General features: G+C 45.4%; 15 protein-coding genes. 6 read left to right on the top strand and 9 right to left on the bottom strand.

Annotated elements, in window-relative coordinates:
* Positions 1–416: 416 nt before the first annotated feature.
* The 5 genes from AC1DO4_RS01915 to AC1DO4_RS01935 all read right to left on the bottom strand — a co-directional run bounded on the left by AC1DO4_RS01915 (position 417) and on the right by AC1DO4_RS01935 (position 5,036).
* A complete protein-coding gene (locus tag AC1DO4_RS01915) occupies positions 417–1,349 on the bottom strand; it encodes a bestrophin family protein (RefSeq protein WP_477401418.1) in 933 nt (310 codons plus the stop codon).
* Between the two features lie 22 nt (positions 1,350–1,371).
* A complete protein-coding gene (locus tag AC1DO4_RS01920) occupies positions 1,372–1,851 on the bottom strand; it encodes a hypothetical protein (protein WP_477401419.1) in 480 nt (159 codons plus the stop codon).
* 215 nt (positions 1,852–2,066) lie between these two features.
* Positions 2,067–3,422, bottom strand: coding sequence for a HAMP domain-containing sensor histidine kinase (locus tag AC1DO4_RS01925; protein WP_477412448.1), 1,356 nt, complete (start codon positions 3,420–3,422; stop codon positions 2,067–2,069).
* Positions 3,406–4,104, bottom strand: a complete 699-nt coding sequence (locus AC1DO4_RS01930) for a response regulator transcription factor (RefSeq protein WP_477412450.1) — start codon at positions 4,102–4,104, stop codon at positions 3,406–3,408. Before AC1DO4_RS01930 ends, AC1DO4_RS01925 begins: the two co-directional genes overlap by 17 nt.
* Positions 4,105–4,280: 176 nt before the next feature.
* Complete coding sequence (locus tag AC1DO4_RS01935; RefSeq protein WP_477412452.1) at positions 4,281–5,036, bottom strand: YdcF family protein; 756 nt, start codon at positions 5,034–5,036, stop codon at positions 4,281–4,283.
* 120 nt (positions 5,037–5,156) lie between these two features.
* Between AC1DO4_RS01935 and AC1DO4_RS01940 the strand changes: the two genes are divergently transcribed.
* The 4 genes from AC1DO4_RS01940 (at position 5,157) to AC1DO4_RS01955 (ending at position 9,704) form a co-directional block, all read left to right on the top strand.
* Positions 5,157–5,366, top strand: coding sequence for a YtxH domain-containing protein (locus AC1DO4_RS01940; protein ID WP_477412454.1), 210 nt, complete (start codon positions 5,157–5,159; stop codon positions 5,364–5,366).
* A 102-nt stretch (positions 5,367–5,468) separates the two neighbouring features.
* Positions 5,469–6,023 (top strand): arylesterase, encoded by a 555-nt coding sequence (locus AC1DO4_RS01945; protein ID WP_477412456.1) that lies wholly within the window; start codon positions 5,469–5,471, stop codon positions 6,021–6,023.
* 171 nt (positions 6,024–6,194) lie between these two features.
* Positions 6,195–8,876, top strand: coding sequence for an alpha-L-rhamnosidase (locus AC1DO4_RS01950; protein WP_477412458.1), 2,682 nt, complete (start codon positions 6,195–6,197; stop codon positions 8,874–8,876).
* A gap of 183 nt (positions 8,877–9,059) precedes the next feature.
* Positions 9,060–9,704, top strand: a complete 645-nt coding sequence (locus tag AC1DO4_RS01955; RefSeq protein WP_477412459.1) for an START domain-containing protein — start codon at positions 9,060–9,062, stop codon at positions 9,702–9,704.
* A 156-nt stretch (positions 9,705–9,860) separates the two neighbouring features.
* On the opposite strand, the gene AC1DO4_RS01960 is transcribed toward AC1DO4_RS01955, so the two are convergent.
* From AC1DO4_RS01960 to AC1DO4_RS01975, 4 genes are all read right to left on the bottom strand, one after another.
* Entirely contained in the window at positions 9,861–10,535 is a 675-nt protein-coding gene (locus AC1DO4_RS01960) for a hypothetical protein (RefSeq protein WP_477412460.1), read from the bottom strand.
* 140 nt (positions 10,536–10,675) lie between these two features.
* A complete protein-coding gene (locus AC1DO4_RS01965; protein WP_477412461.1) occupies positions 10,676–11,461 on the bottom strand; it encodes a M15 family metallopeptidase in 786 nt (261 codons plus the stop codon).
* A 291-nt stretch (positions 11,462–11,752) separates the two neighbouring features.
* A complete protein-coding gene (locus tag AC1DO4_RS01970; RefSeq protein WP_477412462.1) occupies positions 11,753–12,328 on the bottom strand; it encodes a C40 family peptidase in 576 nt (191 codons plus the stop codon).
* A gap of 183 nt (positions 12,329–12,511) precedes the next feature.
* Positions 12,512–12,955, bottom strand: a complete 444-nt coding sequence (locus AC1DO4_RS01975) for a hypothetical protein (protein WP_477412463.1) — start codon at positions 12,953–12,955, stop codon at positions 12,512–12,514.
* 405 nt (positions 12,956–13,360) lie between these two features.
* Here AC1DO4_RS01975 and AC1DO4_RS01980 point away from each other — a divergent pair, with 405 nt between their 5' ends.
* On the top strand, positions 13,361–15,481 hold the full coding sequence (locus AC1DO4_RS01980) for a hypothetical protein (RefSeq protein WP_477412464.1): 2,121 nt from the start codon (positions 13,361–13,363) through the stop codon (positions 15,479–15,481).
* A gap of 42 nt (positions 15,482–15,523) precedes the next feature.
* Positions 15,524–16,579: a hypothetical protein gene (locus AC1DO4_RS01985; RefSeq protein WP_477412465.1), complete on the top strand. Its 1,056-nt coding sequence runs from the start codon at positions 15,524–15,526 to the stop codon at positions 16,577–16,579.
* The last annotated feature ends 548 nt before the right edge of the window (positions 16,580–17,127 follow it).

A 17,127-nucleotide genomic window follows, 5' to 3' on the forward strand; every position in this document is an offset into this window, starting at 1 on the left:
TGAAGCTTGAGTTTTCTGCTAATTGCCATTATACGGCGCGAAGCAATAAGCCCCGCCCAACCCTCCCCGGAAGCTACCGTGTGTACACATCTTTACCCTCAGGTTTCTTAAAATAAGATTGTCATTTCCTTGAAGGGAAGGCCCATGGAGGGCAAGGGTGAGAAATCTTGTACGACTTTCAAGCGAACTATGCGTGTCAGCTTAGCATATCGCACAAGATTTCTCTTTCGCGCGCCGCTCATTCCTCCCCTTGCTCCATCGAAATGACATTTTCTTTTATTAAAAAGATGTGTACACACAGTAGCCCCGGAAGGGAGGGCTTTAAAACAACCTGAAGATCAGAAAGTATGCCCTGTTATTTTAGTTGTTCCTGAGACCTTTGCCGTTTATAGGGGGGACTGCTTCTTGCTTTTCTTTTATAAAATATAAAACACCGCCTGCCTTTGGGGTTGGTTACTTATCATCGCGTTAATATCCTCTGGCAGTTCATCCTTCATCATTTGTTTAAGATTGTTTTCAATAGTACGGCTGATAGCAGTTGTTGGCGTATCGGTAGGCATGTTCTCAAACGGGTCCTGCAGGTGGATAGCCATCTTCTCTATCAGGAAAAAGGCTGATGAAATAGCTATCACCAATGGCACCTGGAATATACCAAAAAACTCGATGAGGCTAAATGGTAACAGCAGTACAAAAAACAATACCAACCAATGAATATACACGCTGTAGGTAGATGGGAAAACCGTATTCTTGATACGTTCGCAGCCTCCCATCGAGTTCATAAAGTTGGTTAATGAGGTATCCATTGCTACCTGCTGATATTCGTTTATCCAGCCAAGCTTGTATAAAGTGCGCAGGTCGTGGCCTTGCAGCTCGTTTATAGCAAGGGGAATATGGTCCAGCTTTTTGATGTTTTTTACATCATCATCACTTAAATAACCTTCAAGGTTTTCTTTGGCATTTTGCCCGCGCAAATGGCAGCTTAGGCTGTAGCACCAGGCAATTTGCCGCCTGATGATGCGTTCCTTTAAAGCACGTTTTTGTTCGCCATCGTAGCTGCTGTCAACAAAAGTTAATACCTGCCGGGTAAACGTGCGGCAATCATTAACTATTTTGCCCCATAATATACGGGCCTCCCACCAGCGGTCGTAAGCCTGGTTTGAGCGGAAGGCAAGCAACAGCGAGATAATGGTACCCAATATGGTTGATACCGTTAAGGGGATGGAAACCGCTTTGAAATTATAATACTGATGGATAAAATATATTGTCGCCGAGTATACAGCAACCAGGATCAGTTCTTTTTTTATTTTGCCAAATACATAGCTTACCGGGATGTTTTCTTTTAGTAGCATAGGTGCAAATTTTAAAATGTTATTATTGATGTTCTGTTAACTCCGGCTCTTCTATCATAACGTCTGCAGGTATGCCGGAAACCTTTGGCAGCGCAATTACCTCAATGCCGCATTTTGATATCAATATTTGGGGGGCGATGCTGTTTTTAAAAAGCAGTTGGTAATTATCATGAGGCTTTACTATTGCATCCACTTCGTTAGCATCTAAAAAATTATTAAATACGGCTATAGTGCTGCCGTAAAAAAAAGTTATGGCAATATGGTTAATGACGTGGCTGTGCGTGGTTTCCAGCTCGGTGCACCTTTTATAAAAATTATCGGGGATATGCCTGTACTCAACACTGCGGCGCGACAGCATAAGCAGTTCGCTTAACGAGTCGGTAATTTTAAGCATGTGCACCAGTACAATATTTACCTTTTGAGGATAATATTGATGAACCAATGCCGGGATACTTTGAATTGATTGTTGCGTAAAATCGGTAGGGATTAATAACGTTTTCATGGTCATGTTAATTATTGGTGAAACCTGTATTGTTTTGTTTGATACAAGAGTAGCGGCCAATAATTAGGATGACTTAAGAAAGTTATTAGAATTTGATTAGAATTAGCCTGCCCCAATCCTCTTCAAAGGAGGGGGGATAAAAAAACTATCTGTTTTACCCCTAAAAAAGAATATGCAAATTAAAAGCTCTCTCCTTGGAGCGGGTTGGGTGAGCCTCACCCAACAGGTAGAAATACCTTAATCTCCGTGCCAACTCCAACCTCCGACCTGATGCCCAGGCTGCCTTTATGCAGGCGGATAATGTTTAAAGTTAAAGGTAAACCAACGCCATGGCCTTCATAATCATGCGCGTTTGATGCCCTGAAGAAGGGCTCAAAAATATGCTGAAGCTCGGTTTTTGGAATGCCTATGCCCTGGTCGGTAATGGAAACGATAAGCTTATTGTTTTCTGTAAGCAGGCCAACCGTTACCATGCGGTTATCGGAATATTTACAGGCATTGCTGATGATATTGTTAATAGCCAGCCTAAGCAGGTTATTATTGCCTTTAACATAAAGCAGGTTTTCATCATCGGGCAAATTTTCAAGATTGATGAATATATTACTATCGGGGTTGATCCTTTTAGCCGATTCGGAGGCGGTGAGCAAAAGTTCATCCATCCTTATGCTTTCCCAGTTTTGCCGTTTACCATCAAAGCCGGATTGTGCCAGGGTGAGCAGGCTATTCAGGATCTGGCCAAGTTTTTCTGATTCGGTGTATACGGTGTTTAAAATTTCGCGCTGCTGCGGATTTAGGTCCTGCTTATTTAAAGCCAGCTCAACCTCGGATGAGATGATGGTGAGTGGGGTTCTTAACTCATGCGATGCGTTGCTGACAAAATTATTTTGTGTTTCAAAGGCGGTTTCAAGACGGTTAAGCATATCGTTAAAAGTGAAGGATAGCTCAGCAATTTCGTCTTTGCCGTTTAATTCATCCAGCCGGAAATGCAGGTTGTTTGCAGTAATGTTTTTTACGTTATTAATGATGCGCCTTACCGGCTGAAAGGTATAAAAAGAAAAGATCTTCCCTGTAAAGTAAACCAATACCATAGCTATCAGGAAGCCATAGATCAGGATCTTCTGCAGGTCTTTCAGCTCCTGGAAACCTGCCGGGTTTGATGCCGAAACAATTACAACATATTTTGAGCTGCCTTTTGTAAATACCGAGCCCGCGTAAAAAGTATTATTATCCCTAAACTTAGCCGAACCACTACTTAATATGCTTTGAACAAATTTATTATGGATATTACTGCCTGCCGGTATCCTTACCTTGTTGCTGTCGGCACTTAAAAAGTATTCCTTCTCCGAATCCAGCTTTTCAAGGTATTTATTGCGTACTTCCTGGTAGGCCTTGCTCCGGGCACCCGGGAAAAGGTTTACTTCGGCAGTAATATTTACGCGGGCTTGCAGTCGTTTATAAAAATCATCAAAGCTAAATTTGTAAACGAGGTAAAAAATGGAACCACTGAGCAGTATCAATGTACCGCCCGATAACAGCAGGAAAAGCAGGGTGATCTTACTTTGTATTTTCATCGGTATCGCCCTCTTTCATGATATACCCCATACCAAAAACGGTATGAATTAGTTTAGCTTCCCCGTTTTTTTCTAACTTTTTACGCAGGTAGTTTACATAAACATCAACCACGTTGGTTCCCATATTAAAATCAATATCCCAAACGTTTTCCAGGATCTGGATGCGCGATAATACCTTTTTTTGATTTTTTATAAAATACTCCAGCAGTCGGTATTCTGTAGCGGTAAGTTTTAATACTTCTTTGTCGCGGCGGGCAATTTTTGATTCGGTATCAACCTGCAGGTTATTTATAGTGAAAACATTGCCTGTTTGTATCTCGCCACCGCTACGGCGCAGTAATGTGCGCAGGCGTGCGGCAAGCTCGGCAATTTTAAAAGGCTTCACCATATAATCGTCGGCGCCGCTATCAAGGCCGCCTACAATGTTTTCGGTTGAATCAAGCGCTGTAAGCATAATAATGGGGACAGATTTCTTTTGCTCCCTTATCCGTTTACATACTTGTATACCGTCCATTGCGGGTAGCATAACATCCAGGATAACCAGGTCGAAATCATTATCGAGCGCCATTTGTAAGCCTGTGATGCCGTTAGCTGCAACACTTACTTCAAACCCATATTCCGTTAGGCCCCGTTTAATAACCGATACCATATTGGGTTCATCCTCAACTAATAATATACCCATAAAAACCCGGTTTTATTAATATTTCTTTAATTCTTAGGTCGCCAAAGTAAAAAATAATCTGTTGATCAGGATATTTATTAAAATATAAGCCGTTAATATCCGGCTCTCTGTTTAGGTTTAAAATTCGCCGGCTGGTAATTATGCAGATAGGGGTTAATATTAAAAATGTACCGGTATTAAGTTTTCCCGGTTACATAGTTAACAGTAACGCCAATAACCTCTTTGATATATAAACTCCAGTTGTTTAGCGTATTTGCATCAGGCAGCAGGTCCCAAAAGGATAATGTGCCGGTTCCGGCGATGTAATTACATGGGTAAGCAATTACGTTAAGGCCCTTGCTTTTAAATATTTGCAACGACCGGCGCATGTGAAAGGCCGATGTTACCAATATATAAGGCCCTTTCTGGTTGTTTTTAAGTAACAATGTTTTTGTTAACGAGGCGTTTTCAAGCGTGTTGCGCGATTGGTTCTCTATCAATATACAACTATCTGGGATTTGTAAATCACTTAGCCGCTTTTTTACCCAATCGGCCTCCTTAAAGCCATTGGCAAAAAGGTGCCCGTTCCCTCCCGATATCACAATCTTTTTTACCTTTCCGGTTCGTTGCAGCAAAACGCCCTGTATAAACCTGTCGGCAGCCCAGTTAAATACACCTTCATGCTTATTGTTTTCGCCAGAAAAGCCGCCCAATATAATAACAGCACTATAGGTTTTGCCCGCATCCAGCTTTACGGGAGCTATGTCCCAGGCTTTGGCAAGTAAGTTTAAAAATAACGGGGCCGAGAAGATCCAAAGTAACACAACTCCCCATAACAGGCAGTTACGCTTAACTTTGGGCTTTTTTGAAAACAGGGCTACAACCAATAAAACAAAAATGTACAGCAAGGGTAGAAGTAAAAATGCCAGTGCTTTTGAGAGGATAAAAAACATAGTTGCAGTAAAAATAGTTAAAACATTAAACTTTTTACAAGGCTTTGTATCTTATACATGGTGAGGCGTAACAAACTGGCACCATCATTGTCATATACTTATAGTTAAACAATTAAAAATATGGGCTTTATCAAGATACTTGCCATTGGGGCAGCAGTTGCCTACGGCATAAATTATGTTACCAAAAAAGGACCAGATGGCAAATCGATCATAGATAACCTGGTCGACGAAGCTCCTGAATGGATGGACCGGGCTAAAAAATATGGTGAACTTACTTTAGAACAAATAGCTGTACGCGCGCAAAACTTCAGGGATAATACCAGGTATTAAGTGCTAAGTCTTAAGCCCTAAGTCGAAAGTCTTAAGTTGGAAAATGGAATACAAAAGATTTGACTTAAGACTATAGGCTTCTGACTTAGGACTCATTATTTTATGCAGAATATTCTTTTTTTTGGCGATAGCCTCACGGCAGGGTATGGTTTGCCTAATCCTAAAAGCGAATCGTTCCCTGCCTTAATACAACAAAAAATAGATGCCGAAGGCCTGCCATACCATTGCATTAACGGCGGGTTCAGCGGCGATACTTCGGCCGGTGGTCTTATGCGGCTTGATTATTGGACAAACCGCCCTTTGCACATATTTGTGCTGGAGCTGGGTATTAATGATGTCATCAGGGGGATACCACCCCAAACTACCGCCAAAAACCTGCAAATAATTATTGATCAGGTAAAACTCAAATATCCCGGTATAAAACTGGTAATAATGGGGATGGAGATCCCATTGTTTATTCCCGGCTCATTCGCGGTTGATTTTAAAGCAATTTTCAGAAAGCTGGCAGACGTTAACCGGATGGCATTTGTGCCTTTTTACCTGGAAGGCGTAGCCGGGAAAGCGAATCTTAATTTACCGGATAGGCTGCATCCCAATGCGGCCGGGTATAAGGTGATGGCAGATAGGATTTGGCCGGTATTGAGGGAATTGCTGTAGAATTGAATTCATGAAATTCACGCCTTCCTCCACAAGACAGTACAGGATGCCCAAATAAAAATATCATTTTACATTGCCCAGATGTATTTAAAGGCTTTTCAGGATAATGTTTTTCCATGATTTTGCTAAAAGCTTTTACTACTTTTATAAACCGATATATCTTGCTCCAATATGAAACAACCTTTATGTAGGCTCATGCTTTGCATCGCCTTATTATTTAACGGTTTCTTAATAATTCAAACTGCTAAGGCCGCTGAACCGGCCAAAGCATCCGGCCTAAGGTGCGAATACCTCAGCAATCCAATTGGGATCGATGCCAAACACCCGCGTTTAACCTGGCTCATGGCCGATGCGCAGCAGGGTGCAGCGCAAACTGCTTACCAGCTTTTTGTGGGTACCGATTCTGTCGCGGTTAGCACAGGCAAGGGGGATAGCTGGGTAACAACTAAAGTAGCATCCACGGAAAATTTAACCAGCTATAATGGGAAGGCTTTACAGCCGTTTACCAAATACTACTGGCGGGTGCAACTATGGGACCAGGCCGGTAAAAAGCTAAGCGCATCCACTATTGCCAGTTTTGAAACCGGCATGATGGAGATGCGTAACTGGAAAGGTTCCTGGATCAGCGATAATAAAGGCATCGCTGTAAACCCTGCACCTTATTTCAGGCATACGTTTAATACGAGCAAAACTATCAAATCGGCAAGGGCTTATATTGCCGTGGCAGGTTTGTATGAGCTGTATATCAACGGGAAAAAAATAGGCAACCATCGGCTCGACCCTATGTATACCCGGTTTGACAGGCGTACCCTTTATGTAGCTTATGATGTTACCGCCAATCTGCAAAACGGCAAAAATGCTATTGGCGTATTGCTTGGGAACGGCTGGTATAACCACCAGAGCACGGCGGTATGGTACTTTCACCAGGCCCCCTGGCGCGGCAGACCAACTTTTTGTATGGACCTGCGCATCACTTATGCCGATGGCACGGTAGAAACCGTATCATCCAATACCCAGTGGAAAACGGCCTTGAGTCCGGTTGTGTTTAACAGCATTTACACCGCCGAACATTACGATGCCCGCAAAGAACAACCCGGATGGAATACCCCCAGTTTTATTGATAGCGCCTGGAAACCGGTCATCAACCGCTCAGCGCCGTCTGTCAACATTGTGGCACAAAGCCTGCAGCCTATCCGCAATGTAGAGGAGATCCATGCCAAAACCATTACTAAAATTGATAACAACCTGTGGGTTTTTGATATCGGCCGCAATATTTCCGGCGTGAGCCAGATTACAGTTAAAGGTGATTCGGGTACCATCATCCGCCTTAAACATGCCGAGCGCCTCAATAAAAACGGCCATGTTGATCAATCCAATATCGACCTCCATTACAGGCCTACAGATGATAAAGACCCTTTCCAGACAGATGTTTTCATCCTTGGCGGTAAAGGCGAAGAAACCTTTATGCCTAAGTTTAATTACAAAGGTTTTCAGTATGTAGAGGTGAGCAGCAGCAAGCCTATCCAGCTTACTAAAGAAAGTTTGAAAGGCTACTTTATGCACAGCGATGTGCAGCCCACCGGCAGCGTGCAATCATCAAACCCAACGATTGACAAGATTTGGAGCGCCACCAATAACAGCTACCTGAGCAACCTTTTTGGTTACCCAACCGACTGCCCCCAGCGCGAAAAGAACGGCTGGACCGGTGACGCCCACATAGCCTGCGAAACCGGCTTGTATAATTTTGACGCCATCACCATTTATGAAAAATGGCTGGCCGATCACCGTGACGAGCAGCAGCCCAACGGTGTGCTGCCATCCATCATCCCCACCGGCGGCTGGGGTTACGAATGGGGTAATGGTCCCGACTGGACAAGCACCATCGCCATCATTCCATGGAATATTTATATGTTTTATGGCGATAGCAAACTGCTGGCCGATAGCTATTCCAGCATCGAAAAATATGTGAACCATATTGATGAGCTGTACCCAAGCGGCCTCACCAGCTGGGGCCTGGGAGATTGGGTGCCGGTAAAATCGGTTTCGCCGGTAGAGCTTACCTCATCGGTTTATTATTATGCCGATGCCAGTATCCTGGCCCGCGCAGCAAAAATATTAGGCAAGCAGGCCGATTTTGTAAAATACTCGGCGCTGGCCGGCAAAATAAAGAATGCCATCAATGCCAAATATTTAAACACCCAAACAGGTATGTACGGTAAGGGATTACAAACAGAACTCAGCGTTCCTTTATTCTGGGATGTGGTGCCTGCAAACCTGAAAAGCAAAGTAGCCGCCAACCTGGCCCGGCGCGTTGAAACCGATAATTTTCATTTGGATGTAGGCATCCTGGGAGCCAAAGCCATTTTAGGTGCGCTGAGCGATAACGGTTACCCCGATGTTGCCTACAAAATAGCATCGCAGGAAACCTTCCCTTCATGGGGCTGGTGGATGGTTAACGGCGCTACCACCCTGTACGAAAACTGGCAGATTGATGCCAAATCGGATATCTCCCTTAACCACATCATGTTTGGCGAGATAGGAGCGTGGCTGTACAAAGGCATCGCTGGCATTCACCCGGATATTAACCATCCGGGCTTTAAAAACGTGATCCTTGCGCCGCATTTTGTGGAAGGTTTAAATGAATTTACCGCCACGCACGATGGTCCGTATGGTAAGATAGTTTCCTCATGGCAGCGTACCGACAATAGCGTAACCTATAAGGTAACTATTCCGGCCAACTCAACTGGTACCATAACTTTTCCGCCAGGCAAAGTTGTAGCAGGCAATAAGCCCATTGCCGGCATTTACCAGGTAAAAGCGGGGAGTTATGTGTTTGAGGTGAGCCCGCTTTAAATCTGCCCGGTAGTGGCGACTTTTAAATCCTTCCCTTTCGGGGTTTTGTTGGGGCTATTGCCACGCCAATTTCACATTTATATTAACCCATAAGCAAATGACCTTGTGTTGACAGGGCAGATTAACAACCAGCCTGTTTTGTGTATAGATTTGTTGTGTTGATATCGAAACTCAATGAAAAACATGTTAAAAAAATTAACCTTATTATTTCTACTGATTGTAAATGCAGCGTTCGCGCAGGGCGATGAAAGCTGGGTATTAAAAACCAATAACGATGGTATAAAGATCTTTACACGCAAAGTGGCCAATTCAAATATTAAGGCCATAAAGGTAGAGTGTTATTTTGATGCCAGCCCCTCGCAGCTGGTGGCTGTATTAATGGATGTAAAAAACAGCGAAGATTGGCTGTACCACACCTCATCAAATTATATTGTAAAGCAGGTATCGCCTTCAGAACTGTATTATTATTCGGTTGTGGAAGTACCCTGGCCGGTACAAAACCGCGATTTTATTGCCCACATTAAAGTATCGCAGGATACCGAAACCAAGGTGATTACCATTGATGCCCCCTGTGTAGCCGATATGGTGCCCGTAAAACCAAAAACGGTACGCGTTGCCGATTCAAAAGGCAAATGGGTAATTACCCCGGTAAACAAGCACCAGGTAAAAATTGTATACACCCTGCATGCCGATCCGGGAGGTAGCGTACCTGCATGGTTAAGCAATATGTTTGTAACGCAGGGCCCGGCCGAAAGCTTCAAAAAGCTAAAGCTGCAATTGCAAAAACCAGCCTATAAAAATGTAAAGCTGGCCTATATAGCAGATTAGCTACAGGCCCCCAGAGGGGAGCGCTTTTGATGGTTCTCCCCATATCATATCCTTCTGTCATATATCCTTCAATCCGAAGCAACAATATATGAATAATCTCCCCCGCTGGTTGGCAGGGAGACTTAGGTTTTTTAAAGCGAGGTTGGGTGGGAGACATTACGATACACCGCCCCACTCCGGGGAGCTGATGGCAGTAACCTTGTAGTTGCGCGAGAAATTGTTGTCCCAATATTCGTTTCCTGGCACCTGGTAAAAAATTGCAAACTGTACCTCGGTCGCCGCGCCTACGGGTGCGGTTACAGCCCACACTTCAAGCCCGCTTTTCATGGTAAAGTTGTAATGACCAAAGGCGGTTTGAAATGTAGCCCAGTTGTTGGTAGTAAACACAATGCCGACAACCTTAGTAAAGGCGAGATTTTGTACCCCTACATTAACGCTGAGTGTGCTACTGGCCAGGGATGCATTCCCCAAAACTGCCTTGTCACTGTTTCCTGCCAGAACAGCGAATTCATCAAATGCCTGTGGAAATTTGTAGTTCGCCCCGCCGTTGTTATCCCAGTACGTTGTGCCATTCACTGTATATTTGGCTACAAACTGGCCTTCACTGTTGCTTGCAGGTGCAGTCCACAGCTCGCAATTGTCGGGCAGCGAATGGCTGTAACTCGCGAAAATGTTTGTCCAGCCTGCGCCGATTTGCGCCCATGCCGACACCTGCTTATCGAAAGCAAGGTTTTGAACTACTATTTTGAACGACCCTTCATAAGTAAAACTTCCTGTACCCGATGGGTGTGAGTTGCTGATTGCCAGCCCAAATGCTACCTGATCTGCCATATGCGTGTTCTCCTTTTTTTAATTAAGTGTTTAATTTTTTGATTTGATAATTGTTCCAACAACTTTGTTTCGTTGCTGCTCAAGTTATATATAACTCCAGCTACGTTAAATAGTTCTAAAAGGACGAAAAGCGAGCGCAATTATGGCTGGATCCGGGCCACTTCAAAATGCATTCCGTCCTGTTTTGTAAAATGTCCTCCCCAATAAAAACCGTTAGCATTGGCTATCGTTACCAACTCCCGCACACATCCTTTTTGACCTACTAATGCAGGTTGGGAACCGAAGGCATTCCATTTTGCATTGATATCAAATGCCGACCCAAACGCATGGTTACTTAAAGTCTTGGCACTGCCCCTCACAAACCTTGGGTTGTATGATCCGTCCCAAACCAGGATCAGGTGGAGCAAATCTGCCGCTTCCCAATCCGCCCAGAGTTTAATCAGCTGATTGGCCCCCAGTTTATGAAACTCGATATGCGTACTACCACCGATGTTTTTTAATTGCGGTACCGGAACCAAAATGATATTATCCTTTGCCCAGTTATCGGTTACCCTGATGTGTTCTTTATCGCCCGGTTGCGGATCGGCCACAAATTTAAATTCCCCAAAAACAGCCTGGCGCTGGGCATTGCTAACTAATGGTTCAAAATCAGGTTTTGGCGGCCAGTCGGCGCCTTCCTTGCCTGTGCGGTCGTCCTGTACGCCGTTAAAACCAATTTGCATGGCAGCGCCATAAGTTTTATTACCAACCACGCCATCAGGCTGCAAGCCAGCGGTTTTTTGAAACGCGATGGTAGCAGCCAAAGTTAGAGGGCCGAAAACTCCATCAGCTGGTTCAATTAATAAATCCTGTCCAATTAAAAAGTCCTGCCAGTTTTCTACAGCCTGGCCTGTACTGTTCAGTTTGATAAGAGGTAATGCGGGCATGTCAAATTCGGTTTAAGGTTATGATGATATTTATTAAATATATTTTTTAATAAATATCGATAACATTTGTGCTTATAATGCCCGTTAAAATACGGTATTTACGCAGGTAGTTTTACGTATTTTAAGACGGACTACCGGAGGAAGGACGAAGGGCTTTCAGACAAAGGACTTTCAGAAAAAGGATGAAAAGATAAAAAACATGCCGGCTTAGAATCCCCATTGGACTCTCATAGAGCCCAAAACTACCCTTTTGTCCTTCGTCTGAAAGTCCTTCGTCCAAAAAAACCGGATCTAATCGTCATTTCGCCTGAATACCCGGATGGTTTTTAAGTACCTGCAAGTGTAATAGGGGGTAAAAGGAGTCTCGGTTACGCCGTTGGCTTTGCCCGATGTGGAATGTAAAAACGTGAGTGTTTTCTTTGCGCTTACAATTAAAATACCCATATGCCCCGGCACTCTCACCATGCTGTCGAGGCCGGTAAAAAGCACCAGGTCGCCGGTTTTGGCGCGGGCGAGGGGGATCTGCCGGTTTACGTAGTTAAAATCAACCGACCGCCTGGGCACAGCAATATTAAAATGATTAAATACATAGGTAATATAGCCCGAACAATCAAAGCCCCGTTCGGGATCGGTAGAGGCGTATAGGTAGGGGATGCCCTCGAGGCTTTTGGCAAAAGCAACCAGGCTATCAGGCGTTGTGCTGCCGGTAGTTATTTTGGTTACAAAACCGGCGCTATCGGGTGGAGGGGGCGGCAGGGTATCGGCGCGCGGCCTTGTTGCCGAATCCATCACCACAGCTTCTTTGCCACAACCATGGCAACTGCTAAGCGCCATTGCGACAATAAATAACAAAGCCAGGTACCGCATACAGGGTACTACATGCTTAGGGGTTTAAATGTTTTGATAATGGATTTTTGGATAAAGGATTTTCGGACGAAGGACTATCAGACAAAGGATTATCAGACAAAAGACTTTCAGACTATGGGTTAACTTCTTTAGAGCTTAAACAATAGAATCTCAAATCTCATATCTCACATCTCAAATCCAACCTCAGTTGACTTTCGTCAAAGTAATAGTTCCTGATCCGGTAGGGTTAGGGTAATTTTTCCATATGCCGTGTAATTTGGCCGCTTTGTCCCAAACAGCAATGGCGGTTTCTGTTACCCCGATATTGGATGCAATTCCATAAACACAAGTGAAAGTACAGTTAAGGGTATCGCCTTTTAATGCCCAGGTACCAGGCGCTAAGTGCTGCTGGGACGCCCCCTTGGTGTCGGCAATCATGGTGCCGTCCGGCTTAATAATCAGGCTAAAATATTGCTCGCCAAAGTCGGCATGGGTATCAGTGGTATAGGTGCCAATCCACAATCCCTTGATTGACGACGAACCCGGCGTTACATCGGCAACGGCTTCTTTTTTACAACTTATTTGAAATAGGATAATCGAAAGCGAAAAAACGGTTAAGGCAACCGCGCTCATTAAAATTTTTTTCATGATACTTTTTTTATGATAGTTCAGGCAGCAGTTTTAAGCTTAGGCTAAAGCTAACAGAAATCAGGATAAAAAGCAAATTGCCAAACCTATATAGCTTGTGAATCACCCCATTAGCCTCTTCAACTAAGTGGCGTATAACCATTAGTTAAAATTCCGTAGTAATACGCAATAAAGTCAAGGGGTTTTACTGATGCCGATTAATACCAGGCCCTCTACTTTTATTCCACAGAAAAGTAATACGGAGAAAGCAGAAAATCCGCTCAAAGAGTAAGCACCAAAATCACCTATAAACATGAAAGCAATTAAGAAACGCACAGGCCCTGGTCCATGACAGGCAAAGTCCGTTTTAACAATCCATCAGAAGAATTAAATAATACCATTTTTTAATCATTAAATAAATACATCATGCCAAATCTCGCATTTCATATAGAAGTACTGAACCAGGTAATAGAACAACGCGCGGCCCAAAGCGATGCCATGGCGTTAATGCTGCAAAATCCGGCGAACAGCCAGCTTAAACAATTTGCCGTATTGGGCGCCATGGGCCCCGATATGCTACGGTATATGCCGGTAAGCCAGGAACTTGCTTCCTTCCTTGGTAACTTTATCCCCTCGACAACCTCCGGAACATTGCTAACGCAGGCGCAAATAGCTACGGCTACCACGCAAATTCAAACAGCAATGTCAAACCTTACCACCACCAACCCGGTGATGGCGTTTGAGCTTTACTTTAACCCGCTGGGCGCCATATACTCGGTGCTGTTTAGCGGCCTTGTAGTACAGGTATGGCCCACTTTAGATAAAGTAACCGATTTTTTTAACCTGCTGGCAGGTCTTGTGGCCGACCACAGCAATACAGAGGTGCTTGAAAACCTGCCCACTATATTAGATCAAATGCCTGGTATGCTGGGTTTAGCCAACGGGCTTAAAGGCTTGCCATCATCAATTGCTTTATTGCAGGTTGTGGTTGGCAGCATACTCACCCTTGGCCCATGGATGGAAATGAACCAGGCTTTCCCCGCTCCCGATAACGTTACGCTCGACAGGCGCTACGAGTTCCTGCGCTGGCATAAAACCGGCGAATTTGCACAGGCACTACAGGCAAATGCTTCAAGCGATAATCAAAAAGCGTATGCATTTGGCTGGCTTTGCCATTTATCAACATCGGTAACAGCCGAGCCGTTTATTAACAACATTACCGGCGGGCCATACCGTACCCATTGGTGGAGAAACCGCCTGGTTGGCAATTTTGTTGACTCATGGACCTTCGGTTTTTTTGAGCAGGCTACCGCGCCAACCATGACTGGTGATAATCCTTCGCCTGTTTATTTTGATACCGTAGCGGGCAGCGGCTGGCCGGCGTTATGCAATGGCGCAAACCTGCAAAATGAATTTAATGTGGGTCACCTGAGCGGCCCGGCGCCCCAGGATGTGCCCGATGCCCTTAAAGCAGTAGCAACCGGCGACCTGGGAACCCTTCCCAACCAGTTCCCTACCGAAATTAACGACATGTTCACCCAGGCATTTAACGATACCTACACTGCCGAGCAACCAATTGTTGGGCTTGGTATCCCGGCCTTTGACGATCAAACTTTACCTAAGGCCTATGTTGGCGCCTTTGCCGTTTATTGGTTCATGACATCGGGCAAGGGGCCTTTGGGCAGCAACGTTGTAGGCCCGGGTACAGGTATGCCCGAGCCGGCCTGGATCTCGTCGGGTACAACGCCTACTCCGTCTCAGGCGGGTGTAAATATCGGGGCGGCTATTTGCGCTATCCTGCTGGCAATTTTTGGCGCGCTTTTGATATTGGGCGGCGATCTTCCCGACGGCCTGGCTGCATTGGGTATAGCGTTAAACCAGCCTATAATTGATTGGGATACAGTTGCCAACGAATTGTTCTGGCTCCGGAAAACTGTTATTGATGCCGAAAACGCCTTACAGGATGCCCTAGTGATGGCCGGTTTGGCTTACCCGCCGCCGGTAATGCTTGGCGCGCAGGTAAATATAAATGGCATCGACGAAACTTTGCCGGCTACCGACCTTACACCACCGTTTAACCCCGATATATCACCTGTGCCCAATGTAACCGGCGTACCGTTGTGCAAAACAAACAGTCTTAGCGATGATGGTAAGGCCACAGGCGCTCAATCGCGCTATCCACGCCAGATGGATAAAAGCAGCGCCGTAGGCCCATTTGCCGATTTGAATTTTGTGGTTTATCCGCTTACTGCTGATGTGGAAGCAGCGCCTACCGCAAACCTAATTGCCGCCAACTTATATCCCCACAAGTTGGTTAACGGCTTCGGGCTGCATAATGGCGGTATTATGGCAAATGGCCCGTATCCAACCAGCGAAGTATTTTTTGGCGATGCCGTATCAAATGCCGTGCAGGTGATTGCTGCGGGCGGTGCAAAATTGCCCGATTACAACCTGGATGGCGATCGCGGTTATGGCTGGAACGCATGGGACCCGCAAATGGGGTCGAACCCGGCTATGCCACCGGTTTTGGATACACAGGAAGCATAAAGTAAATCACTGATTTAAAAACAACAAAAAGAAAAACGGATCATGGAAAATATAAATGAAATAACTGATAAAAAGAAAAGCCCTTTTGGCAACAATGGCAAGGGAAACGAGAACCGCATCCTCGCGCCAAAAATCCCGGTATTGAAATTTGGCCGCGAAGGAGGCAGGCATTATACACCCTGGCTTACAGTAAGAGCCAACTTTGGCGACTTTGGCGATAGGCCGCTTGCGCCGGGAACGGTATTCTGGGAATCGCCGGATGTTTGGGTAAAAAGCTCGCTGGGGATAAACCAGCCTGTGGTTGGCGAGCAAAATACGCTGTTTGCCAGGGTTAACAATTACGGCCAGCAAAATGCATCGGGTGTTATGGTAAAATTTTGGTGGGCAAATCCCTCTATGGCAATAACCGAGGCTACCGCGCATTTAATTGGTATTGGCTTTGCGGATGTGCCATCGGGCTGGTCGGTTACCGTTCAGTGCCCGACTCCCTGGGTGCCTGTGGTAGAAAACGGCGGCCATGAGTGCCTTATTGCCGAAGCCTTTATACAAAATTTCGACCCGCTTACCTCGCCCATGGACCCATTGGACGACAGGCACGTGGGCCAAAAAAACGAGCAGCTAATTATGCTTAAAAAAGGCGAATCATTTATCACCCGCGTAAAGGCGGTCAACATTACCAATACCGCCCGCGAACTGCGGTTTGATGTGCAGCAACTGCGCACAACCGAGATTCATCCCTTGCTGAAACTGCGTGCCGCAAGCCTGCCCGGTAATATTACGCCGGCAGATGCAGCTGTGCCTTTAAGTCTTGGGTTTAAAGATGAGCCATCTATATTTACAAGCCCGGGCATATTATTTGCCGAAAGGTTACTGTTACGCGGTTTGCATAAAATTGAGGAATGGCTGGAAGAAGCAATTGAACATTCGGATGCAAACCACACCGCAAGGTTCGAGGCCGGGGAAAGCCGCACTTTAGAAATCAGCGGGCGCGTTCCGCATGATGCCGAAGTTGGGCAAAGCTTTTTATTCAGGGCCGTGCAACGCATAGGCAACATGGTAACCGGCGGTTACACGGTACATGTTGTTGTGGTGGCATAACAACCATTATTAATTATTGAAGGCACAGGCGCGCAACAGGGGTTGTGCGCCTGTGCCTTTTTAAATGACACCTTGGGTTTAGAACCCAACAACAAACCCGTCATCGCGAGGCACGAAGATAACCGACCGCAGGGAGCTCATCAATACCTATAAAAATCAAAACACAACGTTGATAATCCCAAACTGTACAGAGCCTGCTATTTGGGTGCTAACTTTACTTTGTAGTAACGGAGCAACATCGGCCCGCTCATGGCCGCGGGAGGGCCTAGTCCTTTTTGTCTTGAAACAAAAAGGACCAAAAAATTCAAGTCAGCAGAAATGCTACTTTGCGCTCGGGGCCTCTGCCCTGCAAAACTGTCAAAACCTGGGCTGGAATTATTTTGCTCTTGCCCGCACATCCCCCCGCACATGCAAAAACTTCCTATGCCCTGCAGCCGCACAACCCCGCATTGTTTTGCCCGTTTTCGTCCGAAGCTGTTCTGCTGACACATTAGGGAAAATGATAGCTTTTGATTCCTAATAAATAAATAGACCGGTCCACTCTGTAT

This window comes from Mucilaginibacter sp. P5_A6 (assembly GCF_056400585.1).

What these genes read in the sequence shown, in the direction of transcription:
- AC1DO4_RS01915 (WP_477401418.1), bottom strand. Translation starts at nt 1,349, where the DNA reads ATGCTACTAAAAGAAAACATCCCGGTAAGCTATGTATTTGGCAAAATA.
- AC1DO4_RS01920 (WP_477401419.1), bottom strand. Translation starts at nt 1,851, where the DNA reads ATGAAAACGTTATTAATCCCTACCGATTTTACGCAACAATCAATTCAA.
- AC1DO4_RS01925 (WP_477412448.1), bottom strand. Translation starts at nt 3,422, where the DNA reads ATGAAAATACAAAGTAAGATCACCCTGCTTTTCCTGCTGTTATCGGGC.
- AC1DO4_RS01930 (WP_477412450.1), bottom strand. Translation starts at nt 4,104, where the DNA reads ATGGGTATATTATTAGTTGAGGATGAACCCAATATGGTATCGGTTATT.
- AC1DO4_RS01935 (WP_477412452.1), bottom strand. Translation starts at nt 5,036, where the DNA reads ATGTTTTTTATCCTCTCAAAAGCACTGGCATTTTTACTTCTACCCTTG.
- AC1DO4_RS01940 (WP_477412454.1), top strand. Translation starts at nt 5,157, where the DNA reads ATGGGCTTTATCAAGATACTTGCCATTGGGGCAGCAGTTGCCTACGGC.
- AC1DO4_RS01945 (WP_477412456.1), top strand. Translation starts at nt 5,469, where the DNA reads ATGCAGAATATTCTTTTTTTTGGCGATAGCCTCACGGCAGGGTATGGT.
- AC1DO4_RS01950 (WP_477412458.1), top strand. Translation starts at nt 6,195, where the DNA reads ATGAAACAACCTTTATGTAGGCTCATGCTTTGCATCGCCTTATTATTT.
- AC1DO4_RS01955 (WP_477412459.1), top strand. Translation starts at nt 9,060, where the DNA reads ATGTTAAAAAAATTAACCTTATTATTTCTACTGATTGTAAATGCAGCG.
- AC1DO4_RS01960 (WP_477412460.1), bottom strand. Translation starts at nt 10,535, where the DNA reads ATGGCAGATCAGGTAGCATTTGGGCTGGCAATCAGCAACTCACACCCA.
- AC1DO4_RS01965 (WP_477412461.1), bottom strand. Translation starts at nt 11,461, where the DNA reads ATGCCCGCATTACCTCTTATCAAACTGAACAGTACAGGCCAGGCTGTA.
- AC1DO4_RS01970 (WP_477412462.1), bottom strand. Translation starts at nt 12,328, where the DNA reads ATGCGGTACCTGGCTTTGTTATTTATTGTCGCAATGGCGCTTAGCAGT.
- AC1DO4_RS01975 (WP_477412463.1), bottom strand. Translation starts at nt 12,955, where the DNA reads ATGAAAAAAATTTTAATGAGCGCGGTTGCCTTAACCGTTTTTTCGCTT.
- AC1DO4_RS01980 (WP_477412464.1), top strand. Translation starts at nt 13,361, where the DNA reads ATGCCAAATCTCGCATTTCATATAGAAGTACTGAACCAGGTAATAGAA.
- AC1DO4_RS01985 (WP_477412465.1), top strand. Translation starts at nt 15,524, where the DNA reads ATGGAAAATATAAATGAAATAACTGATAAAAAGAAAAGCCCTTTTGGC.